The sequence below is a fragment of the Micromonospora sp. D93 genome (genome assembly GCF_018070365.1).
Lineage (GTDB): Bacteria > Actinomycetota > Actinomycetes > Mycobacteriales > Micromonosporaceae > Micromonospora > Micromonospora ureilytica.
Map to the genome: position 1 here is coordinate 34,692 of NZ_JAGPXW010000018.1, position 25,899 is coordinate 60,590.

The following is a 25,899-nucleotide window of genomic DNA, read 5'->3' on the forward strand; positions in this document are numbered from 1 at the left end:
CCGGTCAGCGGTCGGCGTCGATCAGGCTCTGCGGACGCATGTCGGTCCAGTTCGCGTTGACGTAGTCGACGCAGTCCTGCCGACCGGCCGGGCCGTGCACGGCCCGCCAGCCCGCCGGCACCTCGGCGAAGACCGGCCACAGGCTGTGCTGGTTCTCGCCGTTGACCAGCACCAGGAACGTGCCATCGGCGTTGTCGAACGGGTTCGTGCTCATCGGATACTCCTCGTGCGGGTGTGCGTTACCAGGGTTTGCAGTGCGTCGAACCAGAGGTGGGCGAGATCGTCCACCGATCCCTCGGGGAACACGCCGTCCGGCCAGCTCCAGGTGGCAACCAGTTGCGGGCCGGTCGCGCGGTCCTCGGTCTGGGCGTTCAGCACCAGTTCGTACGTCTCGGGCATGGCGTCGTCGGCGCCGTTCTCGGCGGCCTCCGCCTCGGGGGCGAACTCCCAGTCGGCGGCTTCCGGGAAGTCGAACCGTCCCATGTAGTTGAACTGGATCGGCGGATGTGGCAACGCGGCCAGGGTGGGCGCGGTCACCGGGTTGAGGTAGCGGAGCATGCCGTAGCCCATGCCGTTGTCCGGCAACTGGGCCAGGTCCTCGCGGACCCGCGCCACCGCCTCGGCCACCGCCGCACCGCCGACCGACACATCGATCCCGGCGGTGTCCAGGCAGACCGGGAAGATGTTGGTGAACCAGCCGACGGCGCCGGACAGATCCGCCCCGTCCACCAGGTGCTCCTCCCGCCCGTGGCCCTCCAGCGCGACGAGCACCGCGTCGCCTTCGTCGCCCTGCGCGGCCCGCCACCGGGTGACGGCCACACCCAACGCGCCCAGCAGGACGTCGTTGACACCGGCGCCGAGCCCCGCCGGAACGCGGGTGAGCAGGGCCTCGCTCATGTCGGTGGGCAGGGTCACTGTGATGTCGCGCAGGGTGCCGGCCACGTCGACCGCGGCATCGAGCGGGCGGCGTACCGGCAACGGGTCGCCCCGCCGCACGATCTGCGCCCACCTCGGCAGTTCCGCCACCCGTGCCGGATCCAACGCCCGCTCGGCGAGGCCGGTCGCCCAGCGGCGGAACGACGTGCCTGTCGCGGCGGTGAGCGGTGCACGACCGGCGACCGCGTCCCGCCAGGCCGCGCCGATCTCGGGCAGCAGCACCCGCCACGAGACACCGTCCACGACCAGGTGGTGGACCAGCAGCAGCAGGCGGCCCGGCCGGTGCGGGCCGGCGTCGAGCCAGGCGGCCCGGATCATCGCCCCGTTGTCCGGGTCGAGTCCGGCCTGCGCGACGGTCGCCTGCTCGACGACCGCGTCCCACAGGCCACGATCGTCGAGGCCGCTCACGTCGACGCGTACGGTCCAGTCGGCGGCCCGCGACGAGCCCGGCGGCGGCACGGTCACCGACCAGTCCCCAGTGCGGTCCAGCCGGGCCCGCAGCAGGTCGTGCCGGTCGGCGACGGCCTGCAACGCGGCCAGCAACGGCTCCCAACCGAGGCCCGCCGGGACCTGCACGACAGCGGACTGGTTGAACCCGTCGATCGGGCCGTCCACCTCGCGCAGCCACCGCATGACCGGGGTCAGCGGGAACGACCCGACCCCGTCGTCGACCCGGCCACCGGTCCGGTCGAGCACTGTCGCGACAACTGCCAGCCCGGCCACCGTACGCTCCGCGAAGACCTGCCGGGGGGTGAGCCGCAGGCCGGCCGCACGGGCCCGACCGACGAGCTGCATCGCGACGATGCTGTCGCCGCCCAACGTGAAGAAGTCCGCCTCGACATCCACCGAGGGCAGACCCAGCACGGCCGCGACCACCTCGCCCAGGACCCGTTCCCGCTCCGTGCGGGGTGCCCGGCCGGCACCCGTCGCGCCGAGTTCGGGCGCGGGCAGCACGGCTCGGTTCAGCTTGCCGTTGGCCAGGGTGGGCAACCGGTCGAGGCGGACCAGGGCGGACGGCACCATGTAGTCGGGTAGCTCGACGGCGACAGCGGCACGCAGCGCGGCCAGGTCGAGGCCGCCGGCACCGACCACGTAGCCGGCCAGGAGGCGTACGCCGGGGCGGTCCTCCCGGGCGATCACCACGGCCTCGGCGACGCCGGGCTGCGCGGCGAGCACCGACTCGATCTCACCCAGCTCCACCCGGAAGCCGCGGATCTTCACCTGTTCGTCGACCCGGCCGAGGTACTCCACCCGGCCGTCCTCGGTCCACCGCACCAGGTCACCGGTGCGGTACATCCGCTCGCCCGCCGGGCCGTACGGGTCGGCGAGGAAACGCTCGGCGGTCTGGTCCGGCCGGCCCAGATAACCACGCGCCAGGCCGGCGCCGGCGACGTACAACTCGCCGGCCACGCCGGTCGGGGTGTGCCGCAGGGCACGGTCCAGCACGTACGCGCGGGCGCCCGCGACGGCCCGGCCGATCACGGGGGACACGGTGTCGCCGATCCGGGCGGCGAGAGCGTCAACTGTCGCCTCGGTCGGACCGTACAGGTTGAACGCCTCGGTGCCGGGCAGCCCGCCAAGGCGTTGCCAGAGCGCGGGCGGCACCGCCTCGCCGCCGACACCGACCACGGCGAGGGGGCAGCGCCCGTCGCGGATCAGGCCGGCGTCGGCGAGTTGCGCGAAGTGCGAGGGGGTCAGCTCGATGAAGTCGATCCCCTCGGCCCGGATCAGCTCGGCGAGCTGCTCCGGGTCGCGTTGCAGTTCCTCGCTGACGATGTGCAGGGCATGCCCGTCGAGCAGCCACAGTTGCGGCTGCCAGGAGGCGTCGAACGCGAACGACCAGGCGTGCCCGACCCGCAGGTGACGGCGGCCGGTGGCGGCGCGGGCGGGCAGGTGCAGCTGCGCGCGGTGGCTCCGGAACAGGTTGACCAGGTTGCGATGGGTCACCACCACGCCCTTGGGGCGTCCGGTGGAGCCGGAGGTGTAGATGACGTACGCCGGGTGCTGGGGGAGGGCCGGACGTACCCGCTCGCCGTCGGTCAGGTCGTGCCCGGCGATGGTGTCCAACGCCGGGTCGTCGACCAGGACGCGGTCGAGCCCGTCCACGGCGACACCGACCCCGGAGGCGGTGACCAGCAGGGCGGGCCGCGCGTCGGCGAGCATCGCGGCGATCCGGGCCGGTGGGTAGGCCGGGTCCAGCGGCAGGTAGGCGGCACCGCACTTGAGCGCCGCGAGGATCGCGGTGATCGCGTCGGCGGTGCGCGGCAGGGCCAGTCCGACCACGTCCTCGGCGCCGACTCCACGGGCGGCCAGCAGCCGGGCCAGCCGGTTGGCGCGACCGTTGAGTTCGGCGAACGTCAGGCGAACCGTGCCGCAGACGACTGCTGGCGCGTCCGGCGACTCGGCCACCTGCCGTTCGAACAGGACCGCCACGGTCGGGTCGTCGCCGCCGGCGGGCGGTGGCGGGTTCCAGCCGGCGCGATCCTCGTCCGACACCAGGTCGAGGCGGCCCACCGCGCGGTCCGGATCGGTGGTGAACGCGGTCAGGACGGCGGTGAGCGCGCCGACCAGGCGTCGGGCGACCGGCGGGGCGAACAGGTCGGGACGGAACTCCAGGCCCACCCGCAGCCGCTGCCCCGGGTCGACGACCCAGGTGAGCGGATAGTGGGTGGCGTCCCGCCCACCCGCGTCGACGGCGGCGAGCAGGCTCTCCGGCCCGTCGCCGGTCCGCTCCGGGTAGTTCTCGACGATCAGCAGCGTGTCGAACAGCTCCCCGACCCCGGTCAGGCGCTGGACGTCGGCCAGCCCGAGGTACTGGTGATCGAGCAGCGCCGACTGCTCGTCCTGGAGCCGGGCCAGCAGCCCCGCCACCGGCTCGGCCGGGTCGATGCGCACCCGCACCGGCACGGTGTTGATGAACAGCCCGATCATCGACTCCACGCCTGGCAACTGCGCCGGTCGCCCGGAGACGGTGGCGCCGAAGACCACGTCGTCACGGCCGGTGAGCCGGCCCAGCACGATGCTCCAGGCGGCCTGGACCAGCGTGTTCAGCGTCAGCCCCCGGGAACGGGCCAGGCCGGTCAGGCGCGCGGTCACGGCCTCGGCCAGCTCGTGTTCGACAAGCTCGGGCACCGCCGGTTCCCGTTGCGGGTCGGCCGGGACGAGCCGGGTGGCGTCGGCGACCCCGGCCAGCGCGGCACGCCACGCCTGCTCGGCGGCGGACCGGTCCTGCCCGACCAGCCAGGCGAGGAAGTCGCGGTACGGCGCCGGAGCGGTGCCGCCGTCGGCGCCCTCGTACAACTCGGAGAGCTGGTCCATCAGCGGCCCTCGGGACCAGCCGTCGAGCAGCATGTGCTGGTGGGTGAGGATCAGCCGGTACGCGTCACCGGTGCGTACCAGCATCATCCGCAGCAGCGGGGCGACCGCCGGATCGAATCGGCGGCCCTCCTCGGCGAGGCAGCGCTGCCACGCCTCCTCCTGCCGTGCGGCCTCCAGATCGGACAGATCCGCCTCGGCCCAGGGCAGCGTGACACCACGGTTCACCACGGCGACCGGTCGGCCGGAGTCGAGTTGGTGAAACGACGTCCGCAGGTTGGCGTGCCTCTGCAACAGCGCCTGCCCGGCGGCGCGCAGCCGGGCAGGGTCGACGCTGCCGGGCAGGTCGAAGACCATCTGCACGGTGTAGAGGTCGAGGCCGTCGGCGTCGAACGCGGCGTGGAAGAGCAGCCCGGTCTGCAGCGGTGAGAGCGGCAGCACCTCGGCCACGTCCAGGCCCTGCCCGGCGATCTCGGCGGTCTCGGCGTCGGTGAGCGTGACCAGTGCACCGCTGCCGCTGGTCACGGTGAACGCCGACCCGGCGGCGGCGGCCAACGCGGCAGGCGTCCGCAGTTGGAACACCTGCCGCAGGGTCAGCGACAGACCGGCGGCGCGGGCCCGGCCGACCAACTGGATCGAGATGATGCTGTCGCCGCCGAGGCTGAAGAAGTCGTCCTCGACACCCACAGTGGGCACCGCCAGCACCTGTGCGAACAGGTCGACGAGCACCTGTTCACGCGGGTTGCGCGCGGCCGTGCCGGTGCCCGCACCGGCGAAGTCGGGCGCGGGGAGGGCGGCCCGGTCCAGTTTGCCGTTGACCGAGACCGGCAACGCGTCGAGGACGACGAACGCGGACGGCACCATGTGCTCGGGCAGCAGCGCCGCGAGCCGGGCCCGCAACACGGCCTCGTCCAGGTCGCCGGCCACGGTGAGGTACGCGACCAGGTGTGCGACACCCGGCCGGTCCTCGCGCAGCAGCACCACTGCCGAACCCACGTCGGGCTGTCCGGTGAGCGCGGCCTCGATCTCGCCCAGTTCGACGCGCAGCCCACGGATCTTCACCTGGCCGTCGCCGCGACCGAGGAACTCGAGCACCCCGGGCGCGCTCCAGCGGACCTGGTCTCCGGTGCGATACATGCGCGTGCCGGCCGGACCGTACGGGTCGGCGACGAACCGGCCGGCGGTCAGGTCGGGCCGGCCCCGGTAGCCGCGGGCCAACTGCACACCGGCGAGGTAGAGCTCACCCGGCACCCCCACCGGCACCTGGCGCAGCCCGGCGTCGAGGACTGTCACCCGGGTGTTCCACACCGGCGCGCCGATCGGGACCGTGCCCGTGCCGGTACCACGCTCGGCGGGCCACGCCGTCACGTCCACCGACGCTTCGGTCGGGCCGTACAGGTTGTGCAGGGCGGCGCCGGACAGCAGTTCCCGGCACCGATCGGCGAGGACGCTGGGCAGCGCCTCGCCGCTGCACAGGACGCGGCGCACAGCTGTGCAACCGGCCGCGCGGGGCTCGGCGAGGAACGCGGCGAGCATCGACGGCACGAAGTGCACGGTGCTGACCCGTTCCCGCTGGATCAGTTCGGCGAGGTAGACCGGGTCGCGGTGGCCGTCCGGCCGCGCGAGGACGAGGGTGGCCCCGGTGATCAGCGGCCAGAAGAACTCCCAGACCGAGACGTCGAAGCCGGCCGGGGTCTTCTGCAGCACCCGGTCGCCCACCGTGAGGCCGTACTCGTGCTGCATCCACCGCAGCCGGTTGACGATGCCAGCGTGCTCGATCTCGACACCCTTGGGCACGCCGGTGGAGCCGGAGGTGTAGATGACGTACGCCGGGTGCCGGGGACCGGGCGGGCTGAGTCGGACCTCCGGGTCGTCCAGCGGTCCGTCGAGCACGATGGGCGCGTCCGCGTGCGGCAGCCCGGCGACGCGCGCCGCGGTGCCGCCGACGGTGAGCACTGCGGCGGGCCGCGCGTCGGCGAGCATCGTCGCCAGTCGCGCGTCCGGGTGGTCGAGGTCGAGCGGCAGGTACGCGGCACCGGCCCGCCCGGTCGCGAGGATCGCCACGACCAGCTCGACCGAACGCGGAAGGGCCAGCGCGACAACTGTCTCCGGTCCGGCGCCGACGGAGGCGAGCACCCGGGCCAGCCGCTCGGTGCGCGCGTCCAGTTCGCGGTAGGTCATCTCGACACCGTCCGGGTCGACGAGCGCCACCGCGTCGGGGGTCGCCGCGACCTGGGCGGCCACCAGCTCCGGCAGGGTCGCCTCGGGCAGTTCCCGGATCTCGCCGGTCCCGGCGGCGAGGATCGCCGCGCGCCCGGCCCGGTCGAGCAGGCCGACCCGACCGACCGGGGCGTCCAGCCCGGTGACGAGTTCGTCCACGACGGTGACCAGCGCCGTGGCGAGCCGGGTGGCGTACGCGGAGTCGAACAGATCGGGCCGGTACTCGACGGCGAGGTGCAGGGTCGGGCCGGGCTCGGCGATCAGCGTGAGCGGATAGTGGGTGGCGTCGTGCCCGTCGGTGCCGGTGACCGGCAACCCGTCGTCGTCGGCGTCGCCGTCCGGGTAGTTCTCGAAGACCAGCAGCGTGTCGAACAACTCGCCGTGCCCGGCGATGCGCTGGATGTCGCTGAGGCTGAGGTACTGGTGTTCCATCAGCGCGGACTGCTCGTCCTGGAGGCGGTCGAGCAGCGCGTGGGCGGGCTCGGCCCTGTCGATGCGGACCCGCACCGGCACGGTGTTGATGAAGAGCCCGATCATCGACTCGACACCTGGCAGCTGCGGTGGCCGCCCGGAGACGGTGGCGCCGAAGACCACGTCGTCGCGGCCGGTGAGCCGGGCCAGCAGCAGTGCCCAGGCGGCCTGCACGATGGTGTTCACGGTGAGACCACGGGCGCGGGCGCTCGCGGTCAACGCCGCCGTCCGGTCCTCGGGCAACTCCACCTCGGCCACCTCAGGAGCCAGCGCGGCACGACGCCCGTCGGCGGGCGCGACACGGGTGGGCTCGGCCAGGTCGCCGAGCGCGGCGGCCCAGGCGTCCTCGGCGGTCCGCCGATCCTGCCCGGCCAGCCAGGCGAGGTAGTCCCGGAACGGCCGGCCGGTCACCGGCTCGGTGTCGCCGTCGCGGTACAGGGCGGACAGCTCGGCCAGCAGTGGTCCTCGGGACCAGCCGTCGAGCAGCAGGTGGTGGTGGGTGAGCACGAGCCGGTGGGAGTCCGGGCCGGTACGCGCCAGGGCGAGGCGCAGCAACGGCGCGACGGTCGGATCGAAGCGGCGGCCCTGCTCGGTGAGGAGCCGCTGCCAGGCGTCCTCCCTCGCGTCGCCGTCCAACTCGGACAGGTCGACAGCGGTCCACGGCACGGTGGCGGTGGCCGGGACGACGCTGACCGCCGTGCCGGATGTGAGGTGGTGGAACGAGGCGCGCAGGCTGGCCTGCCGGTCGAGCAGGGCCTGACCGGCGGCGCGCAGGCGGGTGGCGTCGATCGGCCCGGTCAGGTCGACCACCATGTGGACGGTGTAGACGTCCGGGCCGGCGTCGTCGAGCAGGCTGTGGAACAGCAGGCCGGTCTGCAACGGCGAGAGCGGCAGCACCTCGCGTACGTCGACGCCGAGGCCGGCCAGTTCGCGCCTGTCGGTCTCGGTGAGGGTGACCAGGGACAGGCTCGACGGAACCGCGTCGGCGCCGGTCACGGTGCCGGCGACGGCCACCAGCCGGGCCGGGGTGCGGTGGTGGAACACCTGGCGTGGCGTGATCACCAGGCCGGCGACCCGGGCCCGGCCGACCAACTGCATCGACATGATGCTGTCCCCGCCGAGGGCGAAGAAGTCATCGTCGATGCCGACCGTGGGCACCCCCAGCACCTCGGCGAACACGTCGCAGAGCAGCTTCTCGCGGGGAGTGCGTGGTGTGCGGCCGCCGCCGTCGGCGGCGAACTCCGGGGCCGGTAGAGCGGCCCGATCCAGCTTGCCGTTGACGGACACCGGCAGCGCGTCCAGGGCGACGAACGCGCCGGGGACCATGTAGTCGGGCAGCGTGGCGGCGATGCCCGCCCGAAGCTGGCCGAGATCGGTGCCGCCGACGACGTACGCGACGATCCGCTTGACGCCACCGTCGGTACGCAGCACCACGGCGGCCTGCCGGATGCCCTCCTGGCGGGCGACGACTGCCTCGATCTCGCCGAGTTCCACCCGGAACCCGCGGATCTTGACCTGGTGGTCGACGCGACCGACGAACTCCAACGCCCCGTCGGGGGACCAGCGCACCAGGTCGCCGGTGCGGTACATCCGGGCGCCGGGCGCGGCGAACGGGTCCGGCAGGAAACGCTCGGCGGTCAGACCGGGTCGGTTGTGGTAGCCACGGGCCAGGCCGAGGCCGCCAAGGTACAGCTCACCGACGATCCCGGGCGGGACCGGGTTCAGACCGCTGTCCAGCACGTACGCCAACTGCCCGGGATCGGGGTAGCCGATCGGCACGGTGCCGGTGGAGACCGGCGCGCACTCCCACAGGGTCGCGTTGACGCTTGTCTCGGTGGGCCCGTACGCGTTGAACATGCGCCGGCCGGCGGCGAACCGCTCGGCCAGCCGGGCGGGCACCTCCTCGGTACCGACAAGCATGGACACCCCGAGCGGCAGTCGGCAGTCGGCGGGCAGCGCGCTGAGCACCGACGGCGGCAGAGCCAACTGGGTGACCTCGTGCTTGGTGAGGTAGTCGACGAGCGGCGCGCCGGGAACGCGCAGTTCGGCCGGGACCACCACGAGCGCGCCGCCGGACAGCAACGCCTGGCACAGCTCCCAGTAGGCGAGGTCGAAGCTGGGCGACGCGAAGAGCAGCACCCGACTGGCCTGCGTGACACCGAGCCGGCGCTGCTGGGTGGCGAGCAGCTTCGCGACGCCCTCGTGGGTGACGACGACGCCCTTGGGCTGGCCTGTCGAACCGGACGTGTAGATGACGTACGCGGTGTCCGAGACGGCGGGCTCGACAAGCGTCACGTCCGGCCCGGACGCGGCTACGTCCACCACGGGAACGTCGTCGGGCAGCGCGTCGGTCAGCTCGGCGCGGGTGATGACGCAGGCCGGCGCGGCGTCCTCCACCATGTAGCGCAGCCGGTCGGCCGGGTAGTCCAGGTCGAGCGCGAGGTAGGCGGCGCCGCAGCGCAGCACGCCGACAAGCGCGGTGACCAGGTCGACCGAGCGGGGGAGTGCCACCGCGACGACCTGGCCGGGGCCGACCCCACGGGCGGCCAGCGCCCGGGCCAGCCGGTCCGACCGGACGGCCAGCTCGGCGTAGCTGATCTGCACGTCCTCGCAGATCACTGCGATGTTCTCCGGATACGCCGCGAGCATGTTCGCGAACTGCCGGGGGAAGGTCGTGGCGACGATGCCGTCCGTGCTGCCGTTCCACTCGGTGAGGACGACAGCGCGCTCGGCCGGGTCGAGGATGTCGATTCGGCCGACCGGGGCGGCCGGGTCGGCGGCCATCGCGCTGACGACGCGGATCAGCCGGTCGAGGATGGTGCGGGCGGCGTCGGCGTCGAAGACGTCGGCGCGGTGCCGGATCTCCAGGTTGATCCGGGGGCCCGGCTCGGCGACCAGCACCAGCGGATAGTGGGTGGCGTCCTCGTCCTGAGCCTCGGTGACCCGCAGTCCGGGCACCGGCTCGGCGGCGTCCGGATCGTAGGGGTAGCTCTCGAAGACGGTGAGCGTGTCGAACAGCTCGCCGTGCCCGGCCAGCCGTTGGATGTCGGCCAGCCCGAGGTACTGGTGTTCCATCAGCGCGGCCTGCTCGTCCTGCAGGCGTACGAGCAGGGCGTCGGCCGGCTCGGCCGGGTCGATGCGGACCCGCACCGGCACGGTGTTGATGAACAGCCCGATCATCGACTCCACGCCTGGCAACTGCGGTGGCCGCCCGGAGACGGTGGCGCCGAAGACCACGTCGTCACGGCCGGTGAGCCGGGCCAGCAGCAGACCCCAGGCCGCCTGCACCACAGTGTTGACTGTGACGCCGAGGGTGCGCGCGAGATCGGTGAGCCGGCCGCTCAGCTCGGCGGGCAGCGCGGTCTCCACCGAGCCGGGGACGACCGGCTCGGGCCTGGTGCCGGCGGGTGCCATCCGGGTCGGTTCGTCCAGCCCGGCGAGCGCGTGCCGCCAGGCGGCGGTGGCCGCGTCGCGGTCCCAGCGGGCCAGCCACGCCAGGTACGCCTTGTACGGGGTGACCGGCGGCAACGAGCCGGGCTTGGCGTACAGGTCGAGCAGTTCCCGCACGAGCAGCGGCGCGGACCAGCCGTCGAGCAGGATGTGGTGGTGCGTGATGGTGAGGCGGTGTACCGCGTTCCCGAGTCGGGTCAGTGTCATCCGCAGCAACGGCGGCCGGGCCATGTCGAAGCGTTGTTGCCTGTCGGCGGCGCTGAGCCGGTCGAGTTCGGCGTCGCGTTCGGCCTCGGACAGGCCGCTGAGGTCGTACTCGGCCCAGGGCAGGCGTGCCCGGGTGGGGATCGCGGCGACAGTGGTGCCCTTGGCCGTACGCCGGAACCCGGCCCGCAGGTTGGCGTGCCGGTCGAGCAGCGCCTGCCCGGCGTCGCGAAGCCGGACGCTGTCCAGCTGCCCGGTCAGGTCCAGCGCTGTCGACACGGTGTAGACGTCGGGGGCGTCGGTGTCGTAGAGCGCGTGGAAGAGCAGCCCTTCCTGCAACGGCGACAGTGGCAGGACGTCCTCGAGCCCGGTCTTCTTTGTCACTGCGTCTCCCACTCGGACTCGAGGTCGGCGAACTCGGCCTCAAGGCTGTCGATGTCGGCCTGGCTCAACTCGACCAGGCTCAGGTCGGACGGGGTGTAACCCCCGGATCCCGGATCGGCGGCGAGTGCCCGTAGCGCCGCCTGCCAGCGGCCGGCCAGGTCGCGGACCTGCTCCTCGGTGAGCAGGTCCCGCGGCCAGGTGAAGGTCGCGGCGAGCCGGGGCCCGTCGGCGTGGTCCTCGGTGGTCGCGTTGATCTCCAGCGGATGGTCGGCGGGCATGCCGTCGTCGGCGCCGCCACCCCAGCCCTCCCCGGCCGGTTCCCACGGCCCCTCGTCGGCGTTCCCGGCAGCGAACCGGCCGAGGTAGTTGAAGCTGATCAGGGGCTTGTCGTACCCGGCGAGCACGGTGGCCGTCTCGGGGTTGAGGTAACGCAGCAGGCCGTAGCCGACGCCGTTGTCCGGTGCCGCCCGCAACCGCTCCTTGATCGTTTTCAGGGCGTCACCGGGATGCTCCGTGCCGAGGTCCAGTCGTACCGGGTACTCGCTGGTGAACCAGCCGACCGTGCGGGACAGGTCAGCGCCGGCCACCAGGTGCTCCTCGCGGCCGTGCCCTTCGAGCATGACCAGCCAGCCGGCGCCGCCGGCCCAGTCGCGTAACGCCAACGCGAGCCCGGTCAGCAGCACGTCGCCGACGCCGGCGCGGAACCCGATGGGCACAGTGGTGAGCAGCGGCTGGGTCTCCTCCGGTGGCAGTTCGATGGTGATCTCGTCGCAGGTGCCGGTGCGGTCGCGGGTCGGGTCGAGGGGTCGGCTGCCCAGCGGGGCGCGCGGCCCGGCCAGAACCTCGGCCCAGTACGGCAGTTGCGCCACGGTCTTCGCGTCGCGGGAGAGGCCGTCGATTTCGCGGGCCCAGCGGCGGAACGAGGTGCCGGTGGGCGGGAGGGTGATCGGGGTTGCCGCCTGCCGGGCCGCCCAGGCGGCAACGAGGTCGGGCAGCAGGACCCGCCAGGACACTCCGTCCACGGCGTAGTGGTGCACGACGAGCAGCACGTGCCCGGGTTCGAGCAGCACCGCCTGGAGCATGACGCCGCGGGCGGGGTCGAGCCGGTCGCGGGCAGCGGCGGCGATCGCGGGCAGGTCCTTTTCGTCGTACGAGGCCACCCGCACGACGTCGACAGGCGCGCCGGGCTCGGGGATCCGCACACCGTCCTCGGTCACCCGGGCGCGCAGCAGGTCGTGGCGATCCACAAGCGCCTGTAGCACCTCGGCCAGCCCGGCCGCGGTGAGCCCGGCCGGGGCGTGCAGCAGCATCGACTGGCTGTATCCGGTGGTCGGGCCGTCCACCTCGGCGAGCCAGCGCATCACCGGGGTGAGCGGCGCGCTCCCGTACGCCTCGCGGGGGTCCTCGGTCACCGCGACCTCGACGGTGGCGGCCTGGGCGAGTCCGGCCGGGGTCTTGTGCCGGAAAACGTCACGTGGGCTGATGCCGAGTCCGGCCGCACGGGCGCGGCTGACCAGTTGGATCGAGACGATGCTGTCTCCGCCCAGGGCGAAGAAGTCGTCGTCGATGCCGACCGATGGCAGGTTCAGCACCTCGGCGAAGAGGTCGCACAGGTGTTGTTCGCGGTTGTTGCGGGCGGCCGTGCCGCCGGCCAGCGTGGAGAAGTCCGGGGTGGGCAGCGCGGCCACGTCGAGTTTGCCGGCGATGGTGCGGGGCAGCGCGTCGACCTCGACGAACGCGGACGGGATCATGTAGTCGGGCAGCGTGGCCCGTAGTCGGTCGGTGTCGACTGGTCCGCCGACCACGTACGCGACGAGTCGGCCGTCGCGGACGACGACTGCGGCTTGGCCGAGGGCGGCCTGGCCGAGGGCGGCCTCGATCTCGCCCACCTCGATCCGGTAGCCGCGGATCTTTACCTGTCCGTCGGCGCGGCCGGCGAACTCCAGCACCCCGTCCTGGTTGAACCGGGCGAGATCTCCGGTGCGGTACATGCGCGCGCCCGCCGGACCGAAGGGGTCGGCCACGAACCGCTCGGCGGTGAGCCCGGTCCGGTTCAGGTAGCCGTGTGCCAGCCCGGCCCCGGCGACGTACACCTCGCCGAGCACCCCCGGCGCCACCGGCTGCAACGCGGCGTCGAGCAGATAGGTCCGCACGTTGGCCAACCGGTACGCCGACCGGTCCGGACCCTCCCACCCGTAGGCGTCCACCGATGCCTCGGTCGGCCCGTACAGGTCATGGCAGGCCAACCCGGGTGTGGCACAGACCCGCTGCCACAACTGCCCGTCGATCGCCTCACCACCGACCAGCAGCACGCTCAGACCCGCGTCCAACACACCCGCCGGAACCAACTCCCGCAGATAGGTGGGCGTCACGTCCAACACATCGAGGTGGTGGCGGCGGACGTAGCCGACCAGGGCGGCGTCGTCGCGGTACTCGTCGTCGTCCAGGACGTGCAGGGTGTGCCCGTCGAGCATCCAGATCAAGGGTTCCCACGACCCGTCGAAGGTGAACGACGCGACGTGCGCAACCCGTCGCCGCGGACCCGTCATCAGCCGCTCACGATGCGAGCCGAACAGGTTCACGATCCCCCGATGGGGCACCACCACACCCTTCGGCCGCCCCGTCGACCCCGACGTGAAAATCACGTATGCGGGGTCGTCCGCCCGAGGGCGGGTGGTGCTGCCGATCGGACCCTCGAAGACTGTGGGGTCGTCGAGCGGCAGGCGGGCGGTGCTGGGCCTTAGGGGCGTGTCGCCGGTGGTGAGCACAAGCGTCGGCGCGGCGTCGTCGAGCATCGCGGCGATCCGGTCGGTCGGCTGGTACGCGTCGAGCGGCAGGTACGCCGCACCCGCCTTGAGTACGCCGAGGATCGCCGGGACGGTGAGCGGGCGGGGGACCGCGAGCGCGACCAGGTCCCCTCGGCCCACGTCGCGTCCGGCCAGTATCCCGGCCAGCCGGGACGACCACCCGTCCAACTCGGCGAACGTCCAGGACCGGCCACCGGAGACCAGCGCCACGGCCGTGGGCGTGGTCGATGCCTGCTTCTCGAAGAGGTCCACGATGGACCCCGGCGGGATGGTCGCGCTGACGTCCGCGTCGAAGAGCCGATCCCGTTCGTCAGGGCTCAGGACGTCGATTCGGCTGACCACCGCCGACGGGTCGGCGGCGACAGTGGCGAGGACCCGCTGCAACCGCTCGACCACTGTGTGAGCGGTCGTGCGGTCGTACCGGTCGGTGGCGAATTCGAGGCTTCCCTCGATGCCGCCGTCCGGGGCGTCGGCGAAGTCGAAGGAGAGGTCGAACATCGCCGTACGGTGTCCGACGGGTTCGGGCCGTCCGGTCAGCTCGTCGAGCGTCCAGGTGTCACCCCCACCGGGCAGGTAGGAGACCATCGTCTGGAACAGGGGGTGCCGGCCCAGCGACCGTACCGGGTTCAGCGCTTCGACCAGGTGCTCGAACGGCACGTCCTGCCTGTCGAACGCGGCGAGGTTCGTCTCCCGTACCCGGGCCAGCAGTTCCTGGAACGACGGGTCTCCCGAGGTGTCGGTGCGGAGCACGAGTGTGTTCACGAAGAAGCCGACGAGGTCGTCCAGTGCGGCGTCCGGGCGGCCCGCCACGGGCGCGCCCAGCGGCACGTCAGTGCCCGCGCCCAACCGCGACAGCAACACCGCCACCGCAGCCTGCACCACCATGAAGAGGCTGGTGCCTGTCGATCGGGCCAGGTGGCGGAGGTCGCGGGCCACCGCGTCGGGCAGGACGAAGTCGACGAGGTCGCCGCGGTGGCTGGCCTCGGCGGGGCGGGGACGGTCGGCAGGCAGGTCCACCTCGTCGGGCAGCCCGGCCAGGGCCTCCCGCCACGCCTGCACCTGTTCGGTCAGGTCCGCGGACTGCTCGCGCTGCCAGAGGGCGAAGTCGGCGTACTGCACGGGGAGCGGTCGGAACGCGGGCGCGCGTCCGGCGCGGCGCGCCTCGTACGCCGCGGTGAGGTCGGCGCGCAACGGTTCGTCGGACCACTCGTCGCCGGCGATGTGGTGCAACAGCAGGAGCAACACGTGCTCGTCCGGTGCCATCCGGAACACGTCGACCCGCAGCGGCGGCTCCCGATCGAGCGCGAACGCGTGTTCGGCGGCGGCGTCGACGTCGCCGCCCTCGTGGAACGCGACCGGGACGGCGTCCGGTTGAAGGATGTGTTGGTAGGGAGCCCCGTCGACGTCGGGGAAGATGGTGCGCAGGGTTTCGTGTCGGGCCACGACGTCGCCGACGGCGGCGATCAACGCAGTGGCGTCGAGACGGCCCCGCAGTCGCCAGGCGATCGGGATGTTGTAGGTCGGGTTCGGTCCCTCAAGGCGGTAGAGGAACCACAGCCGTTGTTGGGCGTACGACAGTGGCACCCGGTCCGGGCGCGGCCGTGCCACCAGCGGCGCTCGACTCGCCCCCACCAACCTCGGCAGCAGAGCCGCCACTGTCGGTGCGTCGAACACCGCTCGGACCGGCAACTCCACACCCATGACGGCCCGCACCCGACCGGCGAGACGCATCACCAGCAGCGAGTGCCCGCCCAACGCGAAGAAATCGTCCTGGATGCCGACCGATGGCAGGCCCAGCACCTCGGCGAACAGGTCGCAGAGGTGTTGTTCGCGGTTGTTGCGGGCGGCTGTGCCGCCGACGAGTTGGGAGAAGTCCGGGGTGGGCAGCGCGGCCACGTCGAGTTTGCCGGCGATGGTGCGGGGCAGCGCGTCGACCTGGACGAACGCTGAAGGGATCATGTAGTCGGGCAACGTCGCTCGTAGTCGTTCGGTGTCGACCGGCCCGCCGACCACGTAGGCGACGAGTCGGCCGTCGCGGACGACGACGGCGGCTTGGCCGAGGGCGGCCTCGATCTCGCCCACCTCGATCCGGTAGCCGCGGACCTTGACCTGTCCGTCGGCGCGGCCGGCGAACTCCAGCACTCCGTCCCGGTTGAACCGGGCGAGGTCCCCGGTGCGGTACATCCGCGCGCCGGCGGGACCGAAGGGGTCGGCCACGAACCGCTCGGCGGTGAGCCCGGCCCGGTTCAGGTAGCCGTGTGCCAGCCCGGCGCCGGCGACGTACACCTCGCCGAGCACCCCCGGCGCCACCGGCTGCAACGCGGCGTCGAGCAGATAGGTCCGCACGTTGGCCAACCGGTACGCCGACCGGTCCGGACCGTGCCATCCGTAGGCGTCCACCGATGCCTCGGTCGGCCCGTACAGGTCGTGGCAGGTCAGCCCGGGTGTGGCACACACCCGCTGCCACAACTGCCCGTCGATCGCCTCACCACCGACCAGCAGGACGCTCAGACCCGCGTCCAACAGCCCGGCTGGAAGCAACTCCCGCAGGAACGTGGGCGTCACGTCCAGCACGTCGATGTGCTGTTCACTCAACCGCGACACCACAACACCCGGATCGCGGTACTCGTCATCATCGAAAACGTGCAGGGTGTGCCCGTCGAGCAGCCAGATCAGCGGCTCCCACGACCCGTCGAACGTGAACGACGCGACGTGCGCCACCCGACGCCGCGGACCGGCCATCAGCCGCTCACGATGCGAGCCGAACAGGTTCACGATCCCCCGGTGGGGCACCACCACACCCTTCGGCCGCCCCGTCGACCCCGACGTGAAAATCACGTACGCCGCATCCTCCGCCGACGGCGCCCCCACGAACGGCGTCGCCTCCGGCACCGCCGAACCCACCACCAGTCGAGGGCCCGACCAGGGCACGTCGGTGTCCCCGGTGGTGACCAGGATCGCCGGCTGGGCGTCGTCGAGCATCGCAGTGATCCGGTCGGTCGGCTGGTACGCGTCGAGCGGCAGGTACGCCGCACCCGCCTTGAGCACGCCGAGGATCGCCGGGACGGTGAGCGGGCGGGACGTGGCCAGCGCGACGAGGCCGCCCGCGTACGCGGCGAGCGCACCGGCGAGCCGCGACGACCAGTCGTCCAGCTCGGCGAACGTCCAGGAGCGTCCGCCGGAGACCAGGGCCACCGCGTCGGGCCTGGCGGCCGCCTGCGCGACGAACAGGTCCACGATGGAGTTCGAGGGGATCGGCGCTGCGGCCTCCACGGCCAGCAGCCGCGAACGCTCGGCCGGGGCGAGCACGTCGATCCTGCTCACCACCGCCGACGGGTCGCCGGCGACCGTGGCGAGGACCCGCTGCAACCGCTCGACCAGGGTCTGGGCGGATGAACTGTCGTACCTGTCGGTGGCGTACTCCAGTTCGGCACGTATGCCGCCGCGGGTCTCGAAGAAGTCGAACGACAGGTCGAACATCGCGACGTGCTGGCGCACCCGCTCGGTCTCGACGCGCAGCGACCCGAGGTGCCAGGCGCCGTCGGCCTCGCCGAGGTAGGAGACCATCGTCTGGAACAGGGGGTGCCGGCTCAGGGACCGGACCGGGTTCAGTGCTTCGACCAGGTGCTCGAACGGTACGTCCTGCCGGTCGAATGCGGCGAGGTCGGTTTCTCGTACTCGGGCCAGCAGTTGCTGGAACGACGGGTCGCCCGATGTGTCGGTGCGGAGCACGAGTGTGTTCACGAAGAAGCCGACGAGGTCGTCCAGTGCGGTGTCCGGGCGGCCCGCCACGGGGGCGCCCAGTGGCACGTCAGTGCCCGCGCCCAACCGCGACAGCAGGACCGCCACCGCCGCCTGCACCACCATGAACATGGAGGTGCCTGTCGACCGGGCCAGCGCACGCAGCCGTTCGGTCACCTCGGCGGGCAGCGTGAAGTCGACAACGTCGCCGCGGTGGCTGGCCTCTGCCGGGCGGGGCCGGTCGGCCGGCAGGTCCACCTCGTCGGGCAGCCCGGCCAGGGCCTCCCGCCATCCGTCGACCTGCGCGGTGAGCGCGCTCGACTCTTCGCGCTGCCACAGCGCGAAGTCGGCGTACTGCACGGGCAGGGGCGGGAACGCCGGCGCCAGTCCGGCGCAGCGGGCCGTGTAGGCGGCCACGATGTCCCGGCGCAGCGGCACGTCCGACCATTCGTCGCCGGCGATGTGATGCAACAGCAGGAGCAGCACATGCTCGTCCGGTGCGATCCGGAAGAGCCAGGCGCGCAGTGGCGGCTCGTGGTCGAGGCGGAATGCGTACGCCCCGATCTCCGTGAGCCGTTCGGGGAGGTCCGCCTCGGCGATGTCCGCCACCGGCACCGCGACCGGTTCGGCGGGCAGGACGCGCTGGTACGGCTCACCGCCGTCCTGGTCGTTGAAGATGGTGCGGAGGGTTTCGTGTCGGGCCACCACGTCGCCGACGGCCGCGATCAACGCGTCAGTGTCGAGACGGCCCCGCAGTCGCCAGGCGATCGGGATGTTGTACGTCGGGTTCGGTCCCTCAAGCCGGTAGAGGAACCACAACCGTTGTTGGGCGTACGACAGCGGCACCCGGTCCGGGCGCGGCCGTGCCACCAGCGGCGCTCGACTGGATCCGACCAGCCTCGGCAACAGACCCGCCACCGTCGGTGCGTCGAACACCGCTCGGACCGGCAACTCCACACCCATGACGGCCCGCACCCGACCGGCGAGGCGCATCACCAGCAGCGAGTGACCGCCCAACGCGAAGAAGTCGTCGTCGATGCCCACCGACGGCACACCCAGCACCTCGGCGAACAGGTCACACAGGTGTTGCTCGCGGCTGTTGCGGGCGGTGCGACCCACGCGTGACCCGGCGAGGTCCGGAGCCGGCAACGCGGCCACGTCGAGCTTCCCGGCCACCGTCCGGGGCAGCGCGTCCATCTCGACGAACGCCGACGGGATCATGTAATCCGGCAACGTCGCCCGCAGCCGGTCCATGTCGACCGGCCCGCCCACCACGTACGCGACCAGCCGGCCGTCGCGGACCACCACGGCGGCCTGGCCGAGGGCGGCCTCGATCTCGCCCACCTCGATCCGGTAGCCGCGGACCTTCACCTGCCCGTCGGCGCGGCCGGCGAACTCCAACACCCCGTCCCGGTCGAACCGGGCCAGATCCCCGGTGCGGTACATGCGCACACCGGCGGGACCGAACGGGTCGGCCACGAACCGCTCAGCGGTCAACCCGGCCCGGTTCAGGTACCCGTGCGCCAACCCGGCCCCGGCGACGTACACCTCGCCGAGCACCCCCGGGGGTACCGGCCGCAACCCGCCGTCGAGGACGTACGTGCGCACGTTCGTCAGTCGATACGCCGACCGATCCGGGCCCTCCCACCCGTAGGCGTCCACCGATGCCTCGGTCGGCCCGTACAGGTCGTGGCAGGTCAGCCCCGGAGTGGCCGACACCCGCTGCCACAACTGCCCGTCGATCGCCTCACCACCGACCAGCAACACACTCAGACCCGCGTCCACCACACCCGCCGGAACCAACTCCCGCAGGAACGTGGGCGTCACGTCCAGCACGTCGATCCGCTGCTCACGCAGGTGGCCGACCAGCGCGGCGGCGTCGTGGTAGACGTCGGAGTCGATGACGTGCAGGGTGTGCCCGTCGAGCAGCCAGATCAGCGGTTCCCACGACCCGTCAAACGTGAACGACGCCACGTGCGCCACCCGACGCCGCGGACCGGCCATCAGCCGCTCACGATGCGAGCCGAACAGGTTCACGATCCCCCGATGGGGCACCACCACACCCTTCGGCCGCCCCGTCGACCCCGACGTGAAAATCACGTACGCCGCGTCGTCCGCCGACGGCGCCCCCACGAACGGCGTCGCCTCCGGCACCGCCGAACCCACCACCAGTCGAGGGCCGGCCCACTGCGGGGCCGGGTCGTCGCCGGCTGCTACCACAAGCACCGCCGGGGCCGCGTCGTCGAGCATCGCCGTGATCCGGGCGGTCGGCTGGTTCAGGTCGATCGGCAGGTACGCCGCGCCGCTGTCGAGCACGCCGAACACCGCCGGCACGGTGAGCGCCCGTGGCAGCGCGAGCGCGACCCGATCGGTTCGTGTGACGCCGCGCTCGCGCAACGCCCCGGCCAGTCCGGCAGCCCAGCGCTCCACGTCGGCGAAGGTCCACTCGCGTCCGTCCGCGACGAGAGCGACAGCCGTGGGCGTCCGGGTCGCCTGCTCGTGGAACAGCGCGCTGACCGTGGTGTCGGGCACCGGCCTGTCGGTGTCGTTCCAGCCCCGCAGGACGCGGTCCCGTTCCACCGAGGTCAGCACGTCGACAGCGGCGAGGGGTGCGTCCGGGGCGTCGCAGATCCGGGTCAGCACCAGGGTCAGCCGGTCCAGCAGCGTCCCGGCGGCGTCCCGGTCGATCAGGTCGGCGCGGTACTCCAGGTCGAGGTGCAGCCGGTGGCCGGGACGCGCGGTCAGTGTCAGGGGATAGTGCGCGCAGTCGCGGACGTCCGCGCCTGTCACGCGTAGGCCGTCGACCGGCTCCGGCAGCGACTCGCCCAGCGGGTAGTTCTCGAAGACCGTCAGGGTGTCGAACAACTCGCCGTGCCCGGCCAGCCGCTGGATCTCGGCCAACCCGAGGTGCTGGTGCTCCATCAGCCGCACCTGCCCGTCCTGCAGGCGGCGCAGCACTGTCGCCACCGGCGCGGCCGGGTCCAGGGTGATGCGTACCGGAATGGTGTTGATGAACAGACCGATCATGGTGTCGGCGCCGGGGAGGTCCGGTGGACGACCGGCGACTGTCGCGCCGACCACCACGTCGTCGCGTCCGGTCAGCGCCCCGGCCACAACCCCCCAGGCACCCTGGACGATGGTGTTCATGGTGAGCCCACGGGCACGACCGAGTGCGGTGAGCCGCGCGGTCAGTTCGACCGGGAGGTCACGCACGAGGCGTTCCGGCACCACCGCGTCGGCCGGGGGACGCCCGGCGAGCACTGTCGGTCCGTCCAGCCCGGCCAGTGCCTCGCGCCAGGCGGCCTCGGCTGCCGGACGGTCCTGAGCGGCGGTCCAGGCGAGGTAGTCGCGGAAGTCGGCGGGCTCCGGCAGCAGGTCGCCCCGGTACAGGGCGATCAGCTCGTCCAGCAACAGCGGCACCGACCAACCGTCGAGCAGCAGGTGGTGGTGGGTGATCACGAGTCGGTGCCGGTGTGGACCGAGGCGGACCAGTGTCATCCGCAGCAGCGGCGCGGTCGCCGGGTCGAGCCGGGTGGCGAGGTCCTTGTCGAGGAATCCGGGGAGTTCGTCCTCGGCCAGGGTCAGGGCGGACCAGGGCAGTGGCACGTGCCGCGGCACCACGGCCACGGACTGCCCGTTCTTGCGGCGGCGGAAGGCCACCCGCAGGTTGGGCCGACGGTCGAGCACTGACTGCCCGGCGGCCCGCAGCCGCTCGGCGTCCAGTGGCCCGTCCAGGGCGACTGTCAACTGCCCGGTGTAGACGTCCGGGCCGTCCGCGGCGAGGTGCGCGTGGAACAGCAGCCCCTCCTGCAGCGGGGTCAGCGACAGGATGTCGGCGATCCCGGAGGCATGCCCGGGAGTGGCGGTCGCGGTCACGAAAGCTCCCATTCGGCCTCGAACTCGTCGATCTCGTCCTGGCTGAGCGTCAGCGTCAGGTCGGACGGGGTGAGCCCGCCGGCGGCCGGGCCGCGGGCATGCACGACGAGCGCCTCCAGCGCGGCGAACCAGGCCGCGGCGAGGTCGGCGACCGCCGCGTCGTCCAGCAGGTCACGCGGGTACGCCCAGGTCACACCCAACTCCGGGCCGGCAGTGGTGTCCTGCACGTACGCGTTGATCTCCAACGTGTACGGCGCGACAGGCATGCCGAGGTCGAACCCGCCGGCCAGGATGCCGTGCCCCGCCACCGGCGTCCAGCTCTCGCCGTCGCCGGACGAGGCGGTGAACCGGCCGAGGTAGTTGAAGCTGACCTGCGGCGCGGGGCGGCCGGCCAGCTCAGGCTCGGTATCCGGATTGAGGTAGCGCAGCATCCCGTACCCGATGCCGTGGTCCGGGATGGCCCGCAGTTGCTCCTTGAGCCGCTTCAGCGCGGTGCCGGCACTCGGTCCACCGGTCAGCGCGTCGGCGACATCGATGTCACCGGGGTCGAGGCGGACCGGGAAGACTGTGGTGAACCAGCCGAGCCCCGGGGTGAGGTCGGCGTTCGCGACGATCTGCTCCTCCCGGCCGTGCCCCTCCAACGCGATGAGCACCGAGCGCTCGGTGCCCTTCCCGTGCCGGGTCCGCCAGTCGATCATCGCCAGGGCGAGCGCGGTGAGCAGCACGTCGTTGATGCCGGCGTGGAAGGCGGCGGCGACCGTGGTGATCACCGGTTCGGTGGTCGCGGCGGGCAGTCGTACGGTGTGCCGGGCGACAGTGGCGAGGTCGTCCACCGGCCGCAGCGGGCGCCGCGTCAACGCGGGGTCCGCGCCGGTCAGGATGCGCTGCCACAGCGGGAGTTCCGCTGTGCGTTCCGGGCGGCGGGCCGCCTCGGTGAGTTCCGTGGCCCACCGCCGGAAGGACGTGCCGGTGCGTTCCAGGACGGGGGTACGACCAGCCAACCGCCGCTCCCAGGCGGTGGCGAGGTCGGCCGGCAGGATCCGCCACGAGACGCCGTCCACGATGCTGTGGTGGATGACCAGCAACAGCCGGCCCGGCGCGGAGTCCCCCCTGTCGAACCAGACGGCCTGGGCCAGCACACCTTGCTCGGGGTCGAGCCGGCCGGCGGCGGCCTGCTCCTCGACCTCGATCACCGCTGCGGGTTCGGCCCGCCGCAGCCACGACCGGCCGGTGCCGCGCGGCGCGACGTGCAGCCGGCCCGGTGTCGTGGGGGTGGCGCGGATCAGCCGTGAACGCAGCAGGTCGTGCCTGTCGGTGAGCGCGTTCAGCACGGCGGCCAGGTCAGCCTCTGTGGCTCCCGCCGGGGTCGCGAGCACGATCGACTGGCTGAACGCGTCGATCGGGCCGCCGGTCTCGTCGAGCCACCGCAGGATCGGCGTGAACGGGACGTCGCCCACGCCGTCGTCGGGCTGGTCCTGGGTGCCGGTGTCGAGGTCGGTGACGACCTTGGCCAGCGCGGCCACCGTCCGAAGCTCGAACACCTGGCGTGAGGTGCAGACCAGCCCCGCCGCGCGGGCGCGCAGCACGAACTGGATGGAGACGATGCTGTCCCCGCCCAGGCTGAAGAAGTCGTCCTCGATGCCGACGCCGGGGACGCCGAGGACGTCCGCGTACAGCTCGCAGAGCACCCTCTCCCGTGGCGTGCGGGGGGCGGTGCCGGTGGCCTGGGCGGCGTAGTCCGGTGCTGGCAACGCGGCCCGGTCGAGCTTGCCGCTGGTCAGCACCGGCAGTCGGTCCAGCAGTACGAAGCCGGTCGGCACCATGTAGCTGGGCAGCCAGGATTCGGCGTGCAGGCGCAGCGCCTTCACCAGCGCCGTCGGATCGCCGACCGCGGTCAGGGTGTTGGCGTGCGCGACCACGCCACCGGGGCGGTAGGCGTGGCGGGGCTCGGCGCCGCGTTGGAAGACGACGTCCAGATCGCCGCTGGTCGAGGAGCCGTCCCAGGTCACCACGGCCCGGTAGCCGGATGCGTCGGCCAGCGCGTGGAAGTCTTCGACGGACGGGGCGTGTTTCCCACCCAGGCGGGCGTTCGGCACACCTGTGATCCGCAGCCGCTGCGGGCCGACCGCCAGCTGGTCCCGGACGTCGTCCAGGCGCCCGGCCCAGGCGTACGTCGCCTCGGCTGGGGGCGGGGGCGTGGGCGCGGTGGTCAGCACGACGTCGTAGCGGTAACGGCTCAGCTCGTTGTCGTAGCCGCCCCGCTTGACCCACACCTCGGCGCCCCGGATCGATCCGCTCGGCAGCGCGGCGAAGTAGTCCGGGTCGAGCAGTAGCTCGCGTTCGGCTCGGACCGCCGCCTCGACCGCGGCGTCCAACTCGGCGGGGGCGACGCCACGGCTGGCCTGGATCGCCTCGTGCAGCATCCGGTGCAGGCGCAGGTTACGGACGTCCCCGACGAAGATCACACCGCCGGGGGCGAGTCGCTCGGCTGCGGCGCGCAGCACGCCAGTCAGGTAGTCGGCGCTCGGGAAGTACTGCACCACCGAGTTGATGACGACAGTGTCGAACCAGCCGGTCGGCACCCCCGTCAGGTCGTGGGCCGGTTGGGCGCGAAGCGTGACCCGTTCGTCGAGCCCCGGGATCGTCGTCACCGCGGCACGTAACGTGTCGATGGCCTGCTCGGAGAGGTCCAGCCCCCAGTAGCTCTCGCACTCCGGGGCGAGTCGCGACAGCAGCAACCCGCTGCCGACGCCGATCTCCAGGACGCGTCGGGGCCGCAGCGACCGGATCCGGTCGACTGTGGTGTCCCGCCACTCGCGCATCTGCTCCAACGGGATGGGCGAGCCGTCGAAGCTGCTGTTCCATCCGGTGAAGTTCTCGTCGAAGCGCTCGACCCGGCCGGCCTGGTAGAGCAGTTCGTGCAGCTCCTTCCACTCGGCGACCTGACTGTCGGCCCGGTCGTCCGGTGCGTCGTCCTCGCTCGGTACGACGTAGGCGGCCAGCCGCACGTCACCCGGGCGGTCCTCGCGGGCCAGCACGGTGACCTGGCCGACGTTCGGGTGGCGGGCCAGCACCGACTCGATCTCGCCCAGCTCGATGCGGTATCCGCGCACCTTCACCTGGTCGTCGACCCGCCCGAGGAAGTCCAGCCGGCCGTCGGCACGCCAGGTCGCCACGTCACCGGTGCGGTACATCCGTCGGCCGGGTGGCCCGTACGGGTCGGCGAGGAACCGCTCGGCGGTCAGGTCCGGCCGGTTGACGTAGCAGCGGGCCAGTCCCGGACCGGCGAGGTAGAGCTCGCCGGGCACACCGGGCTCGACCGGCCGCAGCGCGTCGTCGAGCACGTAGGCGTCGGTGCCCGGGTCGGGGCGTCCGATCGGGACGGAGGAGCCCGCGATCCGCTCCGGGTCACACTCGCCAAGCGTGGAGTTGACGGTGGCCTCCGTCGGGCCGTACGCGTTGAACATGCGGCGGCCCCGCGCCCAGCGGGCGACCAGTTCCGGTGACACCCGTTCGGTGCCGGCCAACAGGATGCCCGGTGGCAGTTCACACTCCGGGGGCAGTGCGGCCAAGAGCGCCGGTGGCAGGATCATGAAGTTGACCCGGTGCCGGATCGCGTACTCGGTGAGCGCCGGTCCGGCGACGCGGCGGTCGGCGGGGACGATGACCAGCCGCCCACCGGAGAGCAGGGCCAGGCAGAGATCCCAGAACGCCACGTCGAAGCTCGGCGAGGCGAAGTGCAGGACCCGGACGTCGGGGGTGAGCCCGAACCGCTCGAACTGGGTGGAGAGCAGCTTGGCCACGCCGGTGTGGGTGAGCAGCACTCCCTTGGGTCGGCCGGTCGAGCCCGAGGTGTAGATGACGTAGGCGGCGTGGTCGACCCGCAGGCCGGGGCGTTCGGGGTCGTCGGCCGACGCGTTCGCCAGCTCTGCAGTCACCTCGGGGGCATCGAGCAGCAGCCGGGGCACATCGTCGACCCGGGGGAGCCGGTCGGCCACCTCGGAGGTGGTGACCAGGCAGACCGGCCGGGCGTCGCCGACCAGGTAGGCGAGCCGCTCGGCCGGGTCGGCCGGGTCCAGCGGAAGGTAGGCGCCCCCGGCCTTCAGCACGGCCAGCTCCGCCACGATCATGTCGACCGAGCGCGGCACGGCGAGCCCGGCCACCCGATCCGGGCCCAGCCCTCGGGCGACGAGCAGGTGCGCCAGCCGGTTGGCCCTGGCGTCCAGCTCGGCGTAACTGACCTCGATGTCCTCGAAGACGACAGCTACCGCGTCGGGGTTGCGTCGAGCCATCGTCGCGAAGGCGTCCGGGAGTGTGGTCGGCGCGACGGTCAGCGGGCCGCCAGTGGAGTGCGCCTCCCGGTCCGCCACGGTGCCGCCGGTGCTGCCACCGATGATCTGCATACAGTCGCTCCTGAGGGCCGGGGCGGTTGAAGTCGGTAAGGCAAGCCTGCCCTAAATGTGTGGATCCGGGGCGCGACGGATCCGGGGCCCGG

The 25,899-nt window shown here is 72.5% G+C and carries 4 protein-coding genes; all 4 read right to left on the bottom strand.

Annotated elements, in window-relative coordinates; all coding sequences use genetic code 11:
• Window positions 1-4: 4 nt before the first annotated feature.
• The 4 genes from KBX71_RS20385 to KBX71_RS20400 are packed head-to-tail and all read right to left on the bottom strand — an operon-like array spanning window position 5 to window position 25,807.
• Window positions 5-214, bottom strand: a complete 210-nt coding sequence (locus KBX71_RS20385) for an MbtH family protein (RefSeq protein WP_124820737.1) — start codon at window positions 212-214, stop codon at window positions 5-7.
• Window positions 211-10,980, bottom strand: a complete 10,770-nt coding sequence (locus KBX71_RS20390) for a non-ribosomal peptide synthetase (protein ID WP_210819604.1) — start codon at window positions 10,978-10,980, stop codon at window positions 211-213. The genes KBX71_RS20385 and KBX71_RS20390 overlap by 4 nt, the downstream gene beginning before the upstream one ends.
• Window positions 10,977-21,404 (bottom strand): non-ribosomal peptide synthetase, encoded by a 10,428-nt coding sequence (locus tag KBX71_RS20395; protein ID WP_210819605.1) that lies wholly within the window; start codon window positions 21,402-21,404, stop codon window positions 10,977-10,979. Before KBX71_RS20395 ends, KBX71_RS20390 begins: the two co-directional genes overlap by 4 nt.
• Complete coding sequence (locus tag KBX71_RS20400) at window positions 21,401-25,807, bottom strand: non-ribosomal peptide synthetase (protein WP_210819606.1); 4,407 nt, start codon at window positions 25,805-25,807, stop codon at window positions 21,401-21,403. The genes KBX71_RS20395 and KBX71_RS20400 overlap by 4 nt, the downstream gene beginning before the upstream one ends.
• Between the last annotated feature and the right edge of the window lie 92 nt (window positions 25,808-25,899).